The sequence below is a fragment of the Yoonia sp. BS5-3 genome (assembly GCF_038069655.2).
Taxonomy (GTDB): Bacteria; Pseudomonadota; Alphaproteobacteria; order Rhodobacterales; family Rhodobacteraceae; genus Yoonia; species Yoonia phaeophyticola.
In genome coordinates this window covers 1679276-1695909 of sequence record NZ_CP150951.2, presented here as the reverse complement: position 1 = coordinate 1695909, position 16634 = coordinate 1679276, and the positions used below count along the sequence as shown (strand labels likewise).

General features: G+C 56.1%; 19 protein-coding genes and 1 pseudogene. 13 read left to right on the top strand and 7 right to left on the bottom strand.

The window, feature by feature from the left end; all coding sequences use genetic code 11:
- Nucleotides 1-16: 16 nt before the first annotated feature.
- The 7 genes from AABB29_RS08560 to AABB29_RS08530 all read left to right on the top strand — a co-directional run bounded on the left by AABB29_RS08560 (nt 17) and on the right by AABB29_RS08530 (nt 7720).
- Nucleotides 17-1015: a branched-chain amino acid ABC transporter permease gene (locus AABB29_RS08560; protein WP_341367330.1), complete on the top strand. Its 999-nt coding sequence runs from the start codon at nt 17-19 to the stop codon at nt 1013-1015.
- A 22-nt stretch (nt 1016-1037) separates the two neighbouring features.
- Nucleotides 1038-1379 carry a hypothetical protein gene (locus AABB29_RS08555; RefSeq protein ID WP_341367331.1) on the top strand — a complete coding sequence of 114 codons (342 nt, stop codon included), beginning with the start codon at nt 1038-1040 and terminating at the stop codon, nt 1377-1379.
- A 91-nt stretch (nt 1380-1470) separates the two neighbouring features.
- Nucleotides 1471-2547: a branched-chain amino acid ABC transporter permease gene (locus AABB29_RS08550; protein ID WP_341367332.1), complete on the top strand. Its 1077-nt coding sequence runs from the start codon at nt 1471-1473 to the stop codon at nt 2545-2547.
- A gap of 69 nt (nt 2548-2616) precedes the next feature.
- Nucleotides 2617-3900, top strand: a complete 1284-nt coding sequence (locus tag AABB29_RS08545; RefSeq protein ID WP_341367333.1) for an ABC transporter substrate-binding protein — start codon at nt 2617-2619, stop codon at nt 3898-3900.
- An 85-nt stretch (nt 3901-3985) separates the two neighbouring features.
- The gene (locus AABB29_RS08540) at nt 3986-4807 is read left to right on the top strand and encodes an ABC transporter ATP-binding protein (protein WP_341367334.1); all 822 of its coding nucleotides are present in this window, start codon (nt 3986-3988) and stop codon (nt 4805-4807) included.
- 237 nt (nt 4808-5044) lie between these two features.
- Entirely contained in the window at nt 5045-6238 is a 1194-nt protein-coding gene (locus AABB29_RS08535) for a phenylacetate--CoA ligase family protein (RefSeq protein WP_341367335.1), read from the top strand.
- Between the two features lie 18 nt (nt 6239-6256).
- Nucleotides 6257-7720: a peptidoglycan-binding protein gene (locus tag AABB29_RS08530; protein ID WP_341367336.1), complete on the top strand. Its 1464-nt coding sequence runs from the start codon at nt 6257-6259 to the stop codon at nt 7718-7720.
- Nucleotide 7721: 1 nt separating this feature from the next.
- Here AABB29_RS08530 and AABB29_RS08525 read toward each other — a convergent pair whose 3' ends face one another.
- Complete coding sequence (locus AABB29_RS08525; RefSeq protein ID WP_341367337.1) at nt 7722-8198, bottom strand: Lrp/AsnC ligand binding domain-containing protein; 477 nt, start codon at nt 8196-8198, stop codon at nt 7722-7724.
- A 138-nt stretch (nt 8199-8336) separates the two neighbouring features.
- Here AABB29_RS08525 and AABB29_RS08520 point away from each other — a divergent pair, with 138 nt between their 5' ends.
- Complete coding sequence (locus tag AABB29_RS08520) at nt 8337-9356, top strand: 1-aminocyclopropane-1-carboxylate deaminase (protein ID WP_341367338.1); 1020 nt, start codon at nt 8337-8339, stop codon at nt 9354-9356.
- Between the two features lie 264 nt (nt 9357-9620).
- On the opposite strand, the gene AABB29_RS08515 is transcribed toward AABB29_RS08520, so the two are convergent.
- On the bottom strand, nt 9621-10820 hold the full coding sequence (locus AABB29_RS08515; protein ID WP_341367339.1) for a DVUA0089 family protein: 1200 nt from the start codon (nt 10818-10820) through the stop codon (nt 9621-9623).
- Nucleotides 10821-10973: 153 nt separating this feature from the next.
- On the opposite strand from AABB29_RS08515, the gene AABB29_RS08510 reads away from it, so the two are divergent.
- The 3 genes from AABB29_RS08510 (at nt 10974) to AABB29_RS08500 (ending at nt 12323) form a co-directional block, all read left to right on the top strand.
- Nucleotides 10974-11312, top strand: a complete 339-nt coding sequence (locus AABB29_RS08510) for a metalloregulator ArsR/SmtB family transcription factor (RefSeq protein ID WP_341367340.1) — start codon at nt 10974-10976, stop codon at nt 11310-11312.
- Nucleotides 11305-11790 (top strand): SRPBCC domain-containing protein, encoded by a 486-nt coding sequence (locus AABB29_RS08505; RefSeq protein WP_341367341.1) that lies wholly within the window; start codon nt 11305-11307, stop codon nt 11788-11790. The genes AABB29_RS08510 and AABB29_RS08505 overlap by 8 nt, the downstream gene beginning before the upstream one ends.
- Before the next feature lie 161 nt (nt 11791-11951).
- On the top strand, nt 11952-12323 hold the full coding sequence (locus tag AABB29_RS08500; protein WP_341367342.1) for a hypothetical protein: 372 nt from the start codon (nt 11952-11954) through the stop codon (nt 12321-12323).
- A 28-nt stretch (nt 12324-12351) separates the two neighbouring features.
- Here AABB29_RS08500 and AABB29_RS08495 read toward each other — a convergent pair whose 3' ends face one another.
- The 3 genes and pseudogenes from AABB29_RS08495 to AABB29_RS08485 form a co-directional block, all read right to left on the bottom strand.
- Nucleotides 12352-13113 carry a KilA-N domain-containing protein gene (locus AABB29_RS08495; RefSeq protein WP_341367343.1) on the bottom strand — a complete coding sequence of 254 codons (762 nt, stop codon included), beginning with the start codon at nt 13111-13113 and terminating at the stop codon, nt 12352-12354.
- A 252-nt stretch (nt 13114-13365) separates the two neighbouring features.
- A pseudogene (locus tag AABB29_RS08490) lies at nt 13366-13551 on the bottom strand (IS1595 family transposase); the annotation flags it as partial.
- On the bottom strand, nt 13550-14080 hold the full coding sequence (locus AABB29_RS08485; protein WP_373636911.1) for a DUF6428 family protein: 531 nt from the start codon (nt 14078-14080) through the stop codon (nt 13550-13552). The gene AABB29_RS08485 and the pseudogene AABB29_RS08490, both read right to left, overlap by 2 nt.
- A gap of 74 nt (nt 14081-14154) precedes the next feature.
- Here AABB29_RS08485 and AABB29_RS08480 point away from each other — a divergent pair, with 74 nt between their 5' ends.
- Nucleotides 14155-14463: an ArsR/SmtB family transcription factor gene (locus tag AABB29_RS08480; RefSeq protein WP_373636877.1), complete on the top strand. Its 309-nt coding sequence runs from the start codon at nt 14155-14157 to the stop codon at nt 14461-14463.
- A 310-nt stretch (nt 14464-14773) separates the two neighbouring features.
- Nucleotides 14774-15466 (top strand): hypothetical protein, encoded by a 693-nt coding sequence (locus AABB29_RS08475; protein ID WP_341367345.1) that lies wholly within the window; start codon nt 14774-14776, stop codon nt 15464-15466.
- 264 nt (nt 15467-15730) lie between these two features.
- On the opposite strand, the gene AABB29_RS08470 is transcribed toward AABB29_RS08475, so the two are convergent.
- Together AABB29_RS08470 and AABB29_RS08465 are read right to left on the bottom strand one after the other, a co-directional pair.
- A complete protein-coding gene (locus AABB29_RS08470) occupies nt 15731-16342 on the bottom strand; it encodes a DNA-3-methyladenine glycosylase I (RefSeq protein WP_341367346.1) in 612 nt (203 codons plus the stop codon).
- A 3-nt stretch (nt 16343-16345) separates the two neighbouring features.
- A complete protein-coding gene (locus tag AABB29_RS08465) occupies nt 16346-16633 on the bottom strand; it encodes a YciI family protein (protein ID WP_341367347.1) in 288 nt (95 codons plus the stop codon).
- Nucleotide 16634 lies beyond the last annotated feature (1 nt).

Below are 16634 nucleotides of genomic sequence, written 5' to 3'. Positions count from 1 at the left end.
GTGCAGGAGGTGGCCCATGTCCGCTGATTTTCTCTATGGGATCGAAGTTGTCATCAACGGGCTGATGGCAGGGGTGCTTTATGCACTGGTGGCGCTGGGCTTTGTGCTGATCTTCAAAGCCTCCGGCATCTTCAACTACGCCCAAGGGGTGATGGCCCTTTTCGCCGCCCTGACCCTTGTGGGCATCATGGAAGGCCAGGTGCCCTTTGCCCATTTGATCAACGCAATCTTTGGCACGAAAATCCATCATTTCGGGTGGGAGGTCCCGGCCCTTTTGGCCATCTTCCTGACGGTGCTGGTGATGATTGCCTTCGCCTCGGCCGTGCAGCATTTCGTGTTCCGCCATCTGGTCGGGCAAGAGCCGATCATCCTGTTCATGGCGACCATTGGCCTTGCCTATTTCCTGGAAGGCGTGGGCGATTTGATGTGGGGGTCGGACATCAAGACCATCGCGTTGGGCTTACCGCAAGGCGGATCATTCTGGGTCGAGGATATCACCTCGGGTTTGGGCGGCGATGATTTCTACGGGTTTTTTATCGACAAGCTGGACATGGTAGCAACCGTGGTGGCGATCATCCTTGTGATCAGCCTGATCGCCTTTGCCCAATACACCAAACAAGGCCGCGCGATGCGGGCCGTCGCGGATGACCATCAGGCCGCTTTGTCCGTTGGGATATCGCTGAACTATATCTGGGTGCTGGTCTGGTCGCTGGCCGGGATCGTGGCGATGGTCGCCGGTGTGATGTGGGGGGCCAAATCGGGTGTGCAGTTTTCGCTGTCGCTGATCGCGCTCAAGGCGCTGCCGGTGTTGATGCTGGGTGGATTCACATCGATCCCCGGCGCCATCGTTGGCGGGCTGATCATCGGGGTCGGCGAGAAACTGTTCGAATATACAATCGGCGCGCCCTTCCTGGGCGGGGCTACGGAAAACTGGTTCGCCTATATGCTGGCGCTGCTGTTCCTGGTGTTCCGCCCGCAGGGGCTATTTGGGGAGCGGATTATTGAACGTGTCTGACACAAGACCACAGGAGGGTGATATGATTTGGGGGTTACGCACTGCCGGGTGTTTTGCGCTGGCGTTGGCAGGTCTGCTTTTATTCCTGTGGTGCCTGCTCGCCATGATCGAGGCGGAAACAGCGGGTGGCGGTTATATCTGGGGGCTGATCATCTTTGGCGGCGTCGCCATCGTCGCGGGGCTGTTGGCCTTGATCGGCTTGATGAGTTCGGGCGGCGTATCCCGCGCCCGGGATGCACTGACCGACAAACGCCCATCTGCCGTGCCGCGCGCAACTGCGGGGCGGGACACCCTTGGGCCCGGACATCGGCCAATGGGCTCTGGCGAAGTGCCGCGGCCCAGCGCAGGGCGGCAGATTTCGTGATTGGGGTTTGGGTTCATAATGCGTGGGTTTCACCCACCCTACGGGCGGTGTGTAGGGTGGGTGAAACCCACGCGCCGAAAGGGAGATTTTGATGCTGTATCGCGAAGCTGGTGACTTCAAGACCTCTTATGTGGCCGACAATCAGACCTTTCCGATCAAGTTTGATCGGATCGGGTTTTGGGCCACGATGGTGGTGGCTTTTGGCGTTATCCCGTTCCTGATCAATGATTACTGGGCCAATGCGATTTTTGTGCCGTTTCTGATCTATGCGATTGCCGCGATTGGGCTGAATATCCTGACGGGCTATTGCGGACAGGTCAGCCTGGGCACGGGCGGGTTTATGGCTGTCGGGGCCTATGCCTGCTACAAACTGATGACCGCATTTCCGGATGTGTCCATCATCATTCACATCATTCTGGCCGGTGGGATCACGGCCGCTGTCGGGGCTGCCTTCGGCCTCCCCAGCCTGCGTATCAAGGGCTTTTACCTGGCGGTGGCGACCCTGGCCGCGCAGTTCTTTTTGGTCTGGCTGTTCAATAAGGTCAGTTGGTTCTACAATTATTCGGCCTCGGGCCAGATCAACGCGCCAGAGCGTTTTGTGGCGGGCTTTGCCGTCACTGGCCCCAATACCGCCCCTTGGGCGCAATATCTGATTTGTCTGGTGTTCCTGACACTCTGTGCCCTGATTGCCCGCAACCTGACCCGCGGCACGATTGGCCGGACCTGGATGGCCATTCGCGACATGGATATCGCGGCCGAGATTATCGGGGTGAACCCGCTGAAGGCCAAGCTGACCGCCTTTGCGGTGTCATCGTTTTTTATCGGCATCTCGGGCGCGTTGTTCTTTGCGGTCTATCTGGGCGCGGTTGAGGTGGGCGAGGCCTTTGGCATTCAAAAGTCGTTCCTCGTCCTGTTCATGATCATCATTGGCGGCCTTGGCAGCCTTTTTGGCAGCTTTGCGGGTGCCGCTTTTCTGGTGATCCTGCCCGTGGCGCTGAAGGTTGTGGGCGTCGATTGGCTGGGCTGGCCCACCGATCTGGTCGCCCATTTCCAATTGGTGATTATCGGCGCGCTGATCATGTTCTTTTTGATCAAAGAACCGCATGGCCTGGCCCAGCTTTGGCGTCTGGCGAAGGAAAAACTGCGGCTCTGGCCGTTTCCATATTGAGGTCCCGGATCAAGTCCGGGACGGCATGACACGACGACAATCGGAATTATCTATGGGAGGAGAAAACCGATGAAGACGAAGACACTGGCCGCAATGGCCCTTGCGGGGGCTGTTGCCTCTGGTCCGGCACTGGCGGATCTGGTCATTCCTGATCTGAGCTATCGCACCGGCCCTTATGCGGCGGGGGGCACCCCGTTTTCGGACGGCTATCAGGATTACTTTAATCTGCTCAACGCCCGCGATGGCGGCATCGGCGGTGAGCCTGTCCGCATCGTGGAATGCGAGACCGGCTATAACACTGAGCGCGGCGTGGAATGCTACGAGTCCACCAAGGGCGAAGGCGCGTTGATTTATCAACCGCTGTCCACCGGCATCACCTATCAGCTGATCCCGAAAGCCACCGCTGACGAAATCCCGATCCACACCATGGGTTATGGCCGCACCTCGGCTGCCAATGGTGAAGTGTTCAACTGGGTGTTCAACTATCCGGCCAATTACTGGGATGCGGCCTCGGTCGCTGTGAATTATTTGCTGGATGAGAATGGCGGCGATCTGAACGGCAAATCTATCGCGCTAGTCTATCACAACTCGGCCTATGGCAAAGAACCGATCCGCACGCTTGAGGCATTGTCGGATATGCATGGGTTTGAATTGTCCCAATTGGCTGTGGATCATCCCGGTCAGGAACAAAAATCCCAGTGGTTGCAAATCCGTCGTGAGCGTCCGGATTATGTCCTGATGTGGGGTTGGGGCGTGATGAACCAGGTTGCCGTGCAAGAGGCCGCCAATATCGGCTTTCCGATGGAGAACTTCATTGGCAACTGGTGGGCTGGCGCGGAACATGATGTCACCCCAGCAGGCGCAGCGGCCAATGGTTATAAGTCGCTGAACATGAACCGCGTTGTCGATTACCCGGTGCTGGCTGAGATCACATCATTGGTGCATGACGCTGGTAATGCGGCCGGGGATGGATCGAACATGGGCTCGGTCCTGTATGTCCGGGGCATGTATGCTGCGATGCTGGCCGCCGAGGCGATTGCCAAGGCCCAGGAAATCCATGGCGTTGCGGATGTGACCCCGGCCATGGTTCGTGACGGTATGGAAGCACTGGAGATCACCGATGCGCGCATGGCCGAGCTGGGCATGGAAGGCATTGGGCCGGAGTTCAGTGTATCCTGCGCTGATCACGGCGGCGCTGGTCAGGGCCTTGTGCAGCAATGGAATGCCTCCAGCAGCACATGGGAGCCATTGACCGATTTCATAGCCCCTGATGATGCCGTCATCTCGCCCCTTGTGGCCGAGGATTCGGCCGCCTTTGCCGCAGAAAACAGCATCACCCCGGGGTGCCTGTAATCTAACAAATGCAGGCGGCGGCACCCGCTGCCACCTGCGCAATTTGAGTATTTTGGCGAAATAAGAAGGCCAAGAGGGCGATAAGATGCTGGATGCTGCCAAGACCGAGACCCTGTTGGAGGTCAATAATATCGAGGTGATCTATAATCACGTGATCCTTGTGCTGAAAGGTGTGTCGCTAACGGTGCCCAAAGGTGGGATTACCGCTTTGCTCGGCGGCAACGGTGCGGGCAAAACCACGACGCTCAAGGCGATTTCGAACCTTTTGCATTCGGAACGCGGTGAGGTCACAAAAGGTGCGATCACCTACCGTGGGGAACGCGTGCAGGACCTGTCGCCCGAAGCGTTGGTCAAGAAAGGCGTCATTCAGGTCATGGAAGGCCGCCATTGTTTTGAACATCTGACCGTCGAGGAAAACCTGCTGACCGGCGCTTATACCCGCAGTGATGGCGGCAGCGCGGTCAGTGCTGATCTGGATATGGTCTACACCTATTTCCCCCGCCTCAAAGAGCGCCGCAAATCACAGGCCGGATATACCTCTGGCGGTGAGCAACAGATGTGCGCCATCGGCCGCGCGTTGATGTCCCGCCCCGAGATGATCCTGCTGGATGAGCCCTCAATGGGTCTAGCCCCGCAATTGGTGGAAGAGATTTTCACCATCGTGAAGAACCTTAATGAGCAGGAAGGCGTGTCCTTTCTGCTGGCCGAACAGAACACCAATGTGGCCCTGCGTTTTGCCCATCAAGGCTATATTCTTGAAAGCGGCCGTGTCGTGATGGAGGGCCCCGCAGATGAGCTGCGCGAGAACCCGGATGTGAAAGAGTTCTATCTGGGCATGTCAGACGAGGGCCGTAAATCATTTCGCGATGTGCGCAGTTACCGCCGCCGAAAACGCTGGCTGGCCTGATCCGAAAGGCTAATGCAATCGACCTTAAACCTGGATCACTGTGTCGCTGCCTCTTCCTTTGGTCGAAGGCGAAAAGTGATAGTTGATGCCTCAGGTTAAGGGTCGATCGCCATAAGTGACAGCGCCAAAAGCTGCATGTCCGCGCCATGCGGGCGGTCATGCTATTGAATAACACGGCCTGCGGACCCTAGCTAGGTGCATGTCCGCATCGCCCTTGATGCAGGACAGGAGACCGCAATGACGACCTATTTTGATGATCTGGAGACACGTCCCAGCGCCGAACGCGAGGCCGACCAATTGGTCCGGCTTCAGGCGTTGATCGCCCGTGTGCAGGCCCATGCCGGACCATGTTTTCCCAGCGGTCAGATCAGTGCCCTTGCCGATTTGGTGCGCTTTCCGGTGCTGCGCAAATCCACCTTACATGCATGGCAGAAGGAAACGCCCCCCTTTGGCGGGGCTCTGATGGGCGACTATACCCATGTGTTCCAGTCCCCCGGCCCGATCTATGAGCCGGGCGGTGTTTCCCATGATTGGTGGCGCTTTGGCCGGTTTCTGCATGCTTGCGGGATTGGTGCCGATGATATTGTGCAGAACTGCTTTGGCTATCATCTGACCCCGGCGGGAATGATGTTTGAAAACGGTGCCCGCGCCGTGGGGGCCAAGGTGTTGCCTGCCGGAACAGGCCAGACCGAGCTGCAGGTGCGCGCCGCTGCCGATATTGGCACAACCGCTTATGCGGGCACGCCGGATTACCTGAAGGTGATCCTTGAAAAGGCCGATGAGATGGGCGTTCAGCTGGCGATCACCAAGGCCGCTGTGTCGGGCGGGGCGCTGTTTCCGCAGCTGCGCCAATACTACCAGGATCGCGGCATCACCTGCATGCAATGCTACGCCACTGCCGATCTGGGCCATCTGGCCTATGAGACGGCGCCGGGCGCGGGCATGATCGTCGATGAAGGTGTCATCCTTGAGATCGTCACCCCCGGCACGGGCGATCCGGTGCCTGCGGGCGAGGTGGGCGAGGTGGTTGTTACATCGCTTAACCCTGATTATCCGCTGATCCGCTTTGCGACGGGCGATATGTCTGCTGTTCTGCCGGGGGGCAGCCCCTGCGGACGCACAAATATGCGTATCAAGGGCTGGATGGGCCGTGCCGATCAAACCACTAAGATCAAGGGCATGTTTGTCCGCCCCGAACAGGTCGCCGATCTGGTCAAAAAGACCGGGGCCGACCGCGCCCGGGTGATTGCCGACCGTGCCGGTGATACAGATACGATGATCGTGCAGTTTGAAGGCCAGCTTGATCAGACCGCCGCGGCCGATGCCGTTCGGGATATATTGAAATTGAAGGGCGAGGTGCAGTGCCTCGCCCCGGATACGCTGCCGCGCGATGGCCTCGTGATAGAGGATCGGCGCAGCTATGAGACGTGAACGATAAGGAGACGCGCAATGCGTAAACGTATCTTGATGGCCCTGCTTTCGGCCCTCGCCTTGCCCGCTTGGGCCGAAGATACGGCCCTTTTGATGGGCGTAGACCGATATGATGAATTTCGCCGGGTTGGAAATGGGCTTGATGTGCTCAATGGTGCAACGGCCCTACGGGATGCGGGCTATCAGGTGAACAGTCTGGCCAATGGGCAAAGCGATGCGATGCTGCGCGCCTTGCAGCGTTTTGCAGTTGATGCGGGCGATGCTGATCGGGTGATTGTGGGGCTGGCCGGCCGGTTCGTGACCGATGGCGACCGCAGCTGGCTGTTGCCGTCAGACGCGGCGCGCCCGACCCTTTTTGGCATGGGTGATGCCGTGCCGCTTGACAGCGTGTTGCAGGTTTTGGCCCAAACCCCCGGTCAGGCCGTCCTGATCCTGGGTTATGATCAGGATGCTGATACGCCCATCGGATCATATCTGCGCCAGGGTGTTGGCCCGCTGGATATCCCGCAAGGCGTGACAGTCTTTTACGGCGAACCTGACTTTACCGACGGTGTTGTGACTGAGGCGATCACTGTGCCCGGCGGTGACGCGATGGATTTTGCACGCAATTCGCGTGGCCTGAATATTGCCGGTTACGCGCCCCGCGCTTTGGCATTTCGCCCCGAGGCCCCTGCCCCCGCGCCGGTTCCCGCCCGTCCTGATGCCTTGAGCGAATGGAACGCAGCGCAGGCCGAAAACACCGCCGACAGCTATCGTGATTTCCTATTTGCTTATCCCGAAAGCCCCTTTGCACGCGAGGCACGGCGCCGCCTGGATGCGATTGAAAACGATCCCCTTCGCCTGGCCGAGATCGCCGAAGACGCGCTTGAACTGACCCGGAACGAACGGCGCAACATCCAGCGCAACCTGACCTTGATGGATTTCAATACGCGCGGCGTAGATGGGATCTTTGGTTCGGGCACGCGCGGGGCGATCCGCAACTGGCAGCAAACCAATGGCTTTGCCCAGACCGGGTTTCTGACCGCCCAACAAATCAACCGTCTGGACGCTCAGGCTAGCCGCCGCACCGCCGAGATTGAGGCCGAAGAGGCCCGCGCCCGCGAAGAGGCCCTGAACCTTGAGCGCGCCTATTGGGAAGAAACCGGCGCCCGCGATGATGAGGCCGGGTATCGTGCCTATCTGGACCGCTATCCCGAAGGCATCTTTGCGGAAGAGGCGCGCAGCAAGCTGGACGCCTTGGACGATGACACGGATGCCGCCGCCGCGCGCGAGCGTGCGCTGAACATCAACCCGGTTGTGGCCCGTTTGATTGAAAACCGGCTGGACCAGCTTGGCTTTAACCCCGGGCGCGTTGATGGCCGCTTTGACCGCGACACCCGCGGCGCGATCAGCCGCTATCAGACCCGGCACGGGCTGTCATCGACCGGCTATCTTGACCAGCCCACTTTGGCCAGGCTGCTGGCTGATACGTTCGGACGTTAGATCAAAAAGCAAGCGGGGCGTTTTCTTTGATTTCCTTGAGAACAAAGAACGTCCTGATTTGCCGCACGCCGGGCAATGCAATCAGCATTTTCGTGTGCAGCGCGTTGAAACTGTTCATGTCCCGGACCCTGATTTTGAGAAGATAGTCAAAATCCCCCGCGACAAGGTGGCAGTCCAGCAGCTCTTTCATCCCGTCGACCGCCTGCTCAAACGCGGCGAAACTATCGGGGGTGGACCGGTCAAGGATCACCCCGACCATCACAAGCGTGCCCAGATCCACCGAGGCCGGGTTCACATGCGCCATGGTCTTTGCAATATGGCCACCCTCAACCAAAGCCTGCGTGCGCCTATGGCATGTGGCCGGGCTGACATTGACAGCCTTGGCCAGCTCGGCATTGGTCAAGCGCCCATCAGATTGCAGATGGCGCAGAATGTTCCGGTCGATTCGATCCAGATCGATTGAGGAAGAATCTTCCATTTCTATTGCCTATGTGAGATAAACCTATCCACCAACACTACCATGACGACCCATGGATGAAAACAGAAGGCCTTCTTTGAAAACACATTTCGCCCGTTGCCTGTTACGCTCTTCAAAACACAACAGGAGACCCGCCCCATGTCGCTGCTCGACAAATTCGAGCGCTACCCCCTGACCTTTGGCAAAACCGCCATCGAACATCTGCCCCGCCTGACCGCGGCCGTGGGGGCCGATGTGGAATTTTATGCCAAACGGGAAGACTGCAATTCAGGCCTGGCCTTTGGCGGCAACAAGCTGCGCAAGCTGGAATACATCGTCCCCGACGCCATCGCGAGCGGTGCGGACACGCTGGTCTCGATCGGCGGAGTGCAGTCGAACCACACACGGATGGTGGCCGCCACAGCCGCCAAGATCGGCATGAAATGCGTGGTCATTCAGGAAAAATGGGTGCCGCATCACGACGCGGTCTATGACCGGGTTGGGAATATCATGCTGACCCGTCTGATGGGTGCAGACAGCCGATTGGTTGATGACGGGTTTGACATCGGCATCCGCCAATCATGGGAGGACGCGATCCAATCGGTCAAGGACGCGGGCGGCAAACCCTACGCGATCCCCGCAGGTGCATCGGTGCATAAATACGGCGCTTTGGGCTATATCGGCTTTGCCGAAGAGGTCGCCGAACAAGAGGCCGCGCTGGGCTTCAAGTTTGACTATATCGTTGTCTGCGTCGTCACCGGCTCGACCCAAGGGGGCATGATCGTCGGCTTTGCGGCGCAAGACCGGGCGGACCGGGTGATTGGGATCGACGCGTCTGGCACGCTTGATCAGACACGGGCGCAAGTGCGCGAGATTGTCGATAACACCGCCGATCTGGTGGGGCTGGGGCGCAAGGTCCGCGAAGATGAAATCCACATCAACCCGAACTACGCCTACCCTGCCTACGGTGTCCCGTCCGAGGAAACCAATGCGGCCATCCGGCTTGCGGCAAAGACCGAAGCGATGATGACCGACCCGGTCTATGAGGGCAAATCGATGCAGGGGATGATCGATCTGGCGCAAAAAGGGTTCTTCCCCAAAGGATCAAAGGTGCTTTACGCACATCTGGGCGGCGCGCCTGCGCTGAACGGATACAGCTACTACTACAAGGATGGCTAACGTCATTCTTTAAGAACACCAAATCGCCAAAAGATGATTAGACAAGGACGTCGTTTGCGGCGTCTTTTTTTGGTGATTTTTTCTGGGTTAAGCCCCAGCATCACCGATGACCGATCATCGGGGGCGGATATGAGACCCTGCGCATGTGCAACTCATCGGTGTCAAAACGAATATTCAAAACACCGATCAAGCGGTATTCATCTGCGGTAAGTTCGCAGAAGCCTCCCCACCGACGCGGGAAGGCCGATTTTTCTGCGCGAAGCCTTATTCAGCCCGCACGTAGCGCTCTGCCAGCAGGCGGATCAAGCCGCGATCATTGCTGAACTGGCGCACGCCGATGATGTAAGTGCCTTGTTCCACACGGCCCATCACCAAGCTGTCCAGCCCATCACCGTAATCGTCGTTCTGACCAATCTGACGGCCCAGATCATCATAGACAACAAGCCACGGATCGCTGCCACCGCCGCCAATGGCCTCAACCACCAACAGGCTGTTTTCGGCCACGTCGAGGCTGAACCAGGTTACATCTTCATTGGCCTGCACATCTTCGCGGATACGGGACCCAAGCAGGCCCAGATCTTTGACATCGACACTGCCATCAAGTGGCGGGGCCGCATCACCGCGATCATAAAGCGATTGCAGGGCTTCTTCAGGATCATAGGCGCTGACGGTAACGGTGATCGGGGCATATTCATCGCTCAGCGCTTCCATCGCGATGCAATAAGTTCCGGCATCAAGTGTGTCGGCCACGTCGATACGCGAATTCAGCCCGTCAAAATCATCATTGTCGTCAATGTAGTTATCATTTGGACCGTACAGCGTGATCACAGGGTCCGCGCTGGGGTTTTCTGCCGTGATGCTGATCGGGCTCGGGGCGTCCAAGGTGAAGCTCCAATAGGGGGTATCGACCACGGATGCCGATGCAGAGCTGCCCAAACTGCCCAGCGGGGTCGCTTCATCACAGCTGCCATCGGCGCTGCCGCCGCTGGAATAGCTCACGCCTTCGGTCAGGGCCTCTTGTTCTTGCCGGCCCACGCGGACAAAAGCGGTCATCGGCCCGCCATCATAGCTGCGTACAGACATGCAATATGTGCCGGCATCCAGATAGGTCTCGGCCCGCGAGGCACTGTTGCCACCGGAATCGTCATCGGACAGGATCACGCTGCCTGTCGCATCAAGCAGGTCGATTACAGGGTCACCACCCCCGCGACCCGCAGCTTCGACCCGCACATCAGCCCCTTCGCTGACCGTAAACAGCGATACGTATTCGTTTCCGCCCAGAACCAGCGCCATCTGTTCTTGATAGGTGCCAGCGGTTGCGATGTCTGATGCGGCCTCATCACCGCCGATCCAGATGCCGTTAGAGCCACTGCCACCACAAAGACCATCCTGCGCAAAGGCAGGGGCAGCAAAGCCAAGCACCGCAAGGGGCAAAGCGGTTGAGAATCGTAACAATTGGGCCATTTGATGGGGTCCTTTGAATTTCTTAATCTGATGGCGAAGCCTAATCCGATTGCCCGCCCGTTGGCCAGTGCGAACTCTGTAAAGTCAGGGAAATCTGACCCAATCATTATTTTACATATTTGTTAATTAATAGATATGTGTAATAAAGCCTCTATGAAGGAATCAGATCAACTTGATGCTGCATTTGCGGCCTTGGCCAATCCGACGCGCCGGGCCATCCTTGCGCGACTGGCCCAGGGCGAGGCGACGGTCAACACCCTGGCCGAACCGTTTGAGATGAGCCTGCCTGCCATATCCCGCCATATTCGGGTGCTTGAGGATGCAGGTCTGATTACACGGGGACGGGACGCACAATTCCGGCCCTGCACCCTGAATACCGAACCCTTGCAGGTCGTGGCCAGCTGGACCGACCGCTACCGGCATATCTGGGACAACCGCTTTGATGTGATGGCCGGGCTTCTTAAAACCATGAAGGAACAACAAGATGAGTGATCAGCAAACCTGGGTAAAGATACAGCGCGCATTCGATGCACCGATTGCGCAGGTCTGGAAAATGTGGACTGATCCAGAGTTGTTCAAACAATGGTACGGCCCCATGGGCATGACCGTGCCGGTTGCCGAAATGGACGTGGTTGTCGGCGGCACCCGCAAAGTCTGCATGGAGATGAAGACCCCCGATCGCACCATGTCGATGTGGTTCACCGGCGTCTATAAAGAGGTCAGCAGCCCTTCACGGCTGGTTTATACCGAAAGCATGTGCGACGAAAACGGCACGATCATCCCGCCACAGACGATGGGCATGCCCGAAGGGGCCCCAGATATCACCGAAGTGATCATCGAATTATCCGAGGCAAACGGCAAAACCCAGATGACAATGGTGCATGTCGGCGTGCCTGAAGGCTCTGCCGGCGAAGGCGGCTGGAACCAGGCCTTTGATAAGCTGGCGGCATTCATCGCCGCGCAGACTTAAGCAACCGGCCCACTGGCGGGGGCGATACAGGCCCCGCCAAGACGACGGCCCTGCTGCAGATCGCGATAAGGCGGCCTTATGTATCAAACGCACCAACAACATACCTTATAAAAACAAGGCTATGAATCCATAATGCGGGTATGCAGGAAACCATACACGGATTGATTAAGAAGCGCGGTGAGATAGCAGGCCAGCCCAAGGTCGCGCTCAAAGCCGCTGATGCGCTAAAGGCCGATCTGGACGCCATAGACCGCGCACTGGTGCTGTGCGGCTATCAGGACGATCCTAAGGGCATCGCGCCGCGTGGGAAGTACAAGCAGCTATTCGGGCGGAATGAGTTGAAGCTGATGATCCGCGACAGGCTACGGCAAGGGCCGACTGATGATGAGACCATTGCGGCGCATATAATCGATTGTAAGGGCTGGGATGCTGACGTGCAGGCGGATGTACTTAAGCGGGTCCGTCATGCGTTACAGCGCGAGCAGAATGTCGGGCGGGTTGTGCAGGACTTTGGGCCGGATAGGTGTTTGTGAAGGCTGGCCCCTTAGGGCCAGCTCAATTCTATTCCGCTGCGTCTTTTTTGGGTAACAGATAAGGCAGATATTCAAGTGCTTTGGAGTCGCGACCCTGAAAATAATTCAATGATTTTTCCGGCAGCCAGACCTCAAAAAAGTGTGCACGGAACGCCGGCAGCAATTCATTTGGATACGCCTTTGGATATACGACACGCCCATCCTCGAAGTCGTGGCGATACGTGGGCAATGAGTCTGTATCTACATGCAGTTCCTCGCGAAGGAATTTGCAGAACATCTTGCCCTCGGAGATGTCAGGTAAAAGGTTTTCAGGCAGCACATAGCCCCGAGATTCCATCGGGCCGATAAGGCCGATCATCATTTCTTGCAACATAGACCAGTATCCATAAGGGACGTTCTGCATATTGGTAGTGTAGCGCTTCAAATGATAGCTATAGCCTGATTGTGTGCCTTGACCACTCAGCCAATCGTACACCCACTTACTTACCATGACAGCAAATTTTGGTGATAACCACTGAGCCAAATGAACCGCGACCTGCGGATGGACCCAAGTGCCCTGTAGATGTGGCTCACCACCTTTTATCGACTTTACCAAACCCGAAACGGGAATTCCCGTTTCGGCACTAAGCGCCTCAAGGAAAGGGTCTGTTGTCTTTTGGCGCTTATAGTCAAACCATTGCTTTTCTGCCGCTCGGCACATCGCGGTGGCGTTAATAAAGCCATCCGACTGCCTTTGCTGTACTGGACTACCTTGGATTTCATGCTCAATTAGCTTCATTGCATACTGCATCGATATGTCCCTTCCGGACGTTGTGCGCTGCAATGCGTCCTTGACTGCCCTTGATTATAAGGGCTATCAGAGGCTACCGTGAGTAGGTGATCGCGATTACAGCGCGATTAAGAAAATGCCGGGTAGGGTTTTGGTAGAACCCGCCCGGCCACTCACGATCCCATCAATAGCGGAATTTTGCCTTTAACGCGAGTCTATCTTTGTCTTTCCATAAGTGTGCCTTATTTTTGACGCATTCGTCAAAACTGCGATTTAAGCAGCCCGCTGCCAATAACCTTTCCAGTTGCCGCTTACAGGCGCGTCCATCGCATTGCTGACCACGACATGCGCTAGTGTGCCGTTGTCTGTGCTTCGGTTGTCTTCCAGCCATGCATACTGGTGCAGGTACTTGGGGCTAACGCCGTAGTGCTGGCCTTCGATCATGTTCCGTAGGCGGCTATGCGCAACACGGACTGGCGTTTTCCCGCAACCCATCGGGTGAGCTATAGGAAGATGTTTTTGCAGCGGTTTGGTCGTGACCACAACAGGCTTCACTGCCGCCACTTTCAAGTTCGGACTTTTGGGCCGGTTTGCAAACTGCCCGCGAATTGCCAAGCCCAACAACGACGCGGGTTCCTCGACGCTCGGGATGATGCAGCGACATAATCCGTAGTTCTGCGTTGTCGTGCCCAAACTCGACCATCAGCGACGCGCTGGCGAGTTCTGGAATTGCCGCAAGGCATTTGGTTGCAATGCTGCAGAACTTGCCAACGCTCATATGGGTTTGTCCGTGCCCATCGAGAAGCTGTAGTCTCGCTTCCGACCATGTCTCTATCATGCCGCCGCAGTCGACGCCTTTCGATGTAGAATACCTGAGTTCAGTGACATGGTAACCCGGAGAAATTGCACCGTCAGCGGTCTCAAATACCAATGAATGCGTGTGGTCCTGACGTTGAAGGGTGTCCAGAAGATCAAGCAATGTGTTCATCATGGCCTCTTTTATTTCAATGATTCTTGAAATAAGGTACAGACCAACGCAGATATTTCAAGAGGTATTGAAATATGAATTCGAAGGACGCGGCCTTACTCTTTGGAGCGCTCTCAAATTCTGATCGTTTGGACGTCATACGGGCTTTGGTTGAGGCGGGACCGGACGGAATGAGCGCAGGTGCAATTGCACGCAAAATCGGGGCCAGCCCGTCAAGAACGTCGTTTCACTTGACAGCTTTGTCGAAGTCAGGCTTCGCAACAAAAGACCGCCAGTCCCGGACTCTGACCTATAGGATCGACTTCAAGACAATTGGTGCGCTAATTAACTTTTTGATGGAGGATTGCTGTCGGGGCAGCGCTGAGCTGCAGAGTTGCTGCTAATTTAGCGGTGGGTGTGCTCTGGAATGGTCGAGGCCCCAAACGGACATTCCTGCAATGTACAGCATTTGACATTACGGGCTCAAATCCGGCTTGCGGTGGCGCAGCTCGCTCAAAAGCTGTTCGGATGGAAGTTATGCGGGACAAAACGGACCTTAGTTACGGCAGGACCAACGTCTTCTAATGAGGTTTTCGGGCTAAATGGCCGGTTAGACTAATCGGGTTGCAACAATTTCCTTACAAGAGGATGACATCGCTGGGCAAGTCTGTAACGTATCCGATAGTTTCTAAATGAACAGCCTAGGTTATGTGCATGTCGAATAGTACGAGCAACCATTTTTCTAGTGTTTTTGACTTTGTCATACTGCCAATAAAAATACTGTTCATGTCGCTTCTTAGGCCGCGTTCGCTGCATCGGCTTGCTCTTGGCAAGGAGGGTGTTGGCAACTCTCTCACGGCAGTGCTTTGGTACATGCTTTACTCAATTTTCATTGTGTTAAGTCAAATCGACAATGCCAATGATCCTGAAACAAAGCTACTTGTAGAAAGTGCTCTATCTATCCCATTTTCCATAGAAATTCTGACGATACCGAACTTCTTGCTGGTGTTGCTTTTGGTTTGGTTGCCAGCATTTCTATTGATTCACAAGCAAGACCGCCGTGACGTTATCTCACTAAAGATAATCGTTTTGATTGTTGCACTTTTCCCTTATAATTTGGTTTCCTATCTTTCTTTTTTTCCAACGCGATGGCAGCTACGGGAAGCAACATCTCTTAGGGCGCTGCTCAGCGGTGATACCGCGACACTTATCTACTTTGGATCCGTTTCCATAATAATTGCGGTGCTTTTTGCGCTCAACATTAGAAGCATTGCTACATGTACAAGCGCCATACGTTGTTGGCTCAGCATCGCGCTGACAGTATTTTTGATGATTTCGATTGCCTGGAGCATTCAGCCTTTCCTTTTAGCCTTTACGTTGGTTGGAATGTCTGTTCTGGGTTCATGAATTGTCCCGAATTTGCTATTAGCATTACTCTTGACCAAGGAGCCATCTGAAACGGCACGATTAGGACAACGATTGAAAGATACCAGAGAGCAGCTATGGCAGTGCTGAAGCTGCCATTCATGTGGTTTGCAGCATCACGCACCTTGGGCTCAAACCGGACTTGCGGTGGTGCAGCACGCTCAAAAGCTGCTCGGATGGCTGCTATGCGGGACAAAGTGTGAATTCGCTGCGCTTGAACCAAAGACCGCTTTTTCACCTGCCCCCTCAGCGGCCCGGTCGGACAAACTCCGACCTTGCTTGTTCGACTCTTTTCCTAATACCACAGCCTTTTGCATGATCGTTGATCAATCCCATGGCCTGCATGAAGGCGAATATCGTTGTCGGCCCCAGGAATTTCCAACCGCGTTTTTTCAGTTCTTTGGAAAGCGCTTGCGAAGTTGCGGACGTGGAAACCGTTTGTGGCTCGGCCAGTTCTTCGCGCTTCGGTTCAAAGCTCCAGACGAAGGCAGCAAGCGATCCTTCAGCCTTAACCAACTCGGCCATGCGCCCGGCATTGTTGATCGTGGCCGCGATCTTGGCCCTGTTCCGAACGATGCCGGTATCTTCCATCAATCGCGCACGATCCGCGTCTCCAAACGCGGCAATTTTCGCATAGTCAAACCCGGCGAAAGCGGCCCTGAAATTCTCCCGCTTGGCCAGAATAGTACGCCAGCTCAATCCGGACTGGAAACTCTCAAGGCAGAGTTTCTCAAAGAGACGGGTGTCGTCAGCAACCGGAAAACCCCATTCCTTATCATGATAGTCTAGGAACTCCGGTGCCGCGCCTGACCACTTGCAGCGCGGTTCGCCGTCGGGTCCTGTGAAGAGCGTCGGCATCGCTCAGGCTTTCAGAAAGTCGAGCGCAGGCGTCGTCTTCTTGACGTCGACTTCGGCGATCTGTGCAATGACGACATTGTGCTCAACGAACGGATCGGCATTGATGCGCCTCTCGATCTCTTCGCGGCTTTCTCCTGCGGCGAGAATAGCGCCACCGCCGTCCGGCGTCAGGGAACCCACGCATTGAAATATGCCATCTTCGAAACCCTGAGCGATCCATTCGTTGTGGGCAGGCATGAAATGAGGGGCGGCGGATTTGTTTTCGGAGAATCGAAGAAAAATGATAAACACT

Coding starts and splice junctions, on each gene's coding strand:
- AABB29_RS08560 (WP_341367330.1), top strand. CDS start 17: ATGTCCGCTGATTTTCTCTATGGGATCGAAGTTGTCATCAACGGGCTG.
- AABB29_RS08555 (WP_341367331.1), top strand. CDS start 1,038: ATGATTTGGGGGTTACGCACTGCCGGGTGTTTTGCGCTGGCGTTGGCA.
- AABB29_RS08550 (WP_341367332.1), top strand. CDS start 1,471: ATGCTGTATCGCGAAGCTGGTGACTTCAAGACCTCTTATGTGGCCGAC.
- AABB29_RS08545 (WP_341367333.1), top strand. CDS start 2,617: ATGAAGACGAAGACACTGGCCGCAATGGCCCTTGCGGGGGCTGTTGCC.
- AABB29_RS08540 (WP_341367334.1), top strand. CDS start 3,986: ATGCTGGATGCTGCCAAGACCGAGACCCTGTTGGAGGTCAATAATATC.
- AABB29_RS08535 (WP_341367335.1), top strand. CDS start 5,045: ATGACGACCTATTTTGATGATCTGGAGACACGTCCCAGCGCCGAACGC.
- AABB29_RS08530 (WP_341367336.1), top strand. CDS start 6,257: ATGCGTAAACGTATCTTGATGGCCCTGCTTTCGGCCCTCGCCTTGCCC.
- AABB29_RS08525 (WP_341367337.1), bottom strand. CDS start 8,198: ATGGAAGATTCTTCCTCAATCGATCTGGATCGAATCGACCGGAACATT.
- AABB29_RS08520 (WP_341367338.1), top strand. CDS start 8,337: ATGTCGCTGCTCGACAAATTCGAGCGCTACCCCCTGACCTTTGGCAAA.
- AABB29_RS08515 (WP_341367339.1), bottom strand. CDS start 10,820: ATGGCCCAATTGTTACGATTCTCAACCGCTTTGCCCCTTGCGGTGCTT.
- AABB29_RS08510 (WP_341367340.1), top strand. CDS start 10,974: ATGAAGGAATCAGATCAACTTGATGCTGCATTTGCGGCCTTGGCCAAT.
- AABB29_RS08505 (WP_341367341.1), top strand. CDS start 11,305: ATGAGTGATCAGCAAACCTGGGTAAAGATACAGCGCGCATTCGATGCA.
- AABB29_RS08495 (WP_341367343.1), bottom strand. CDS start 13,113: ATGCAGTATGCAATGAAGCTAATTGAGCATGAAATCCAAGGTAGTCCA.
- AABB29_RS08485 (WP_373636911.1), bottom strand. CDS start 14,080: ATGAACACATTGCTTGATCTTCTGGACACCCTTCAACGTCAGGACCAC.
- AABB29_RS08480 (WP_373636877.1), top strand. CDS start 14,155: ATGAATTCGAAGGACGCGGCCTTACTCTTTGGAGCGCTCTCAAATTCT.
- AABB29_RS08475 (WP_341367345.1), top strand. CDS start 14,774: ATGTCGAATAGTACGAGCAACCATTTTTCTAGTGTTTTTGACTTTGTC.
- AABB29_RS08470 (WP_341367346.1), bottom strand. CDS start 16,342: ATGCCGACGCTCTTCACAGGACCCGACGGCGAACCGCGCTGCAAGTGG.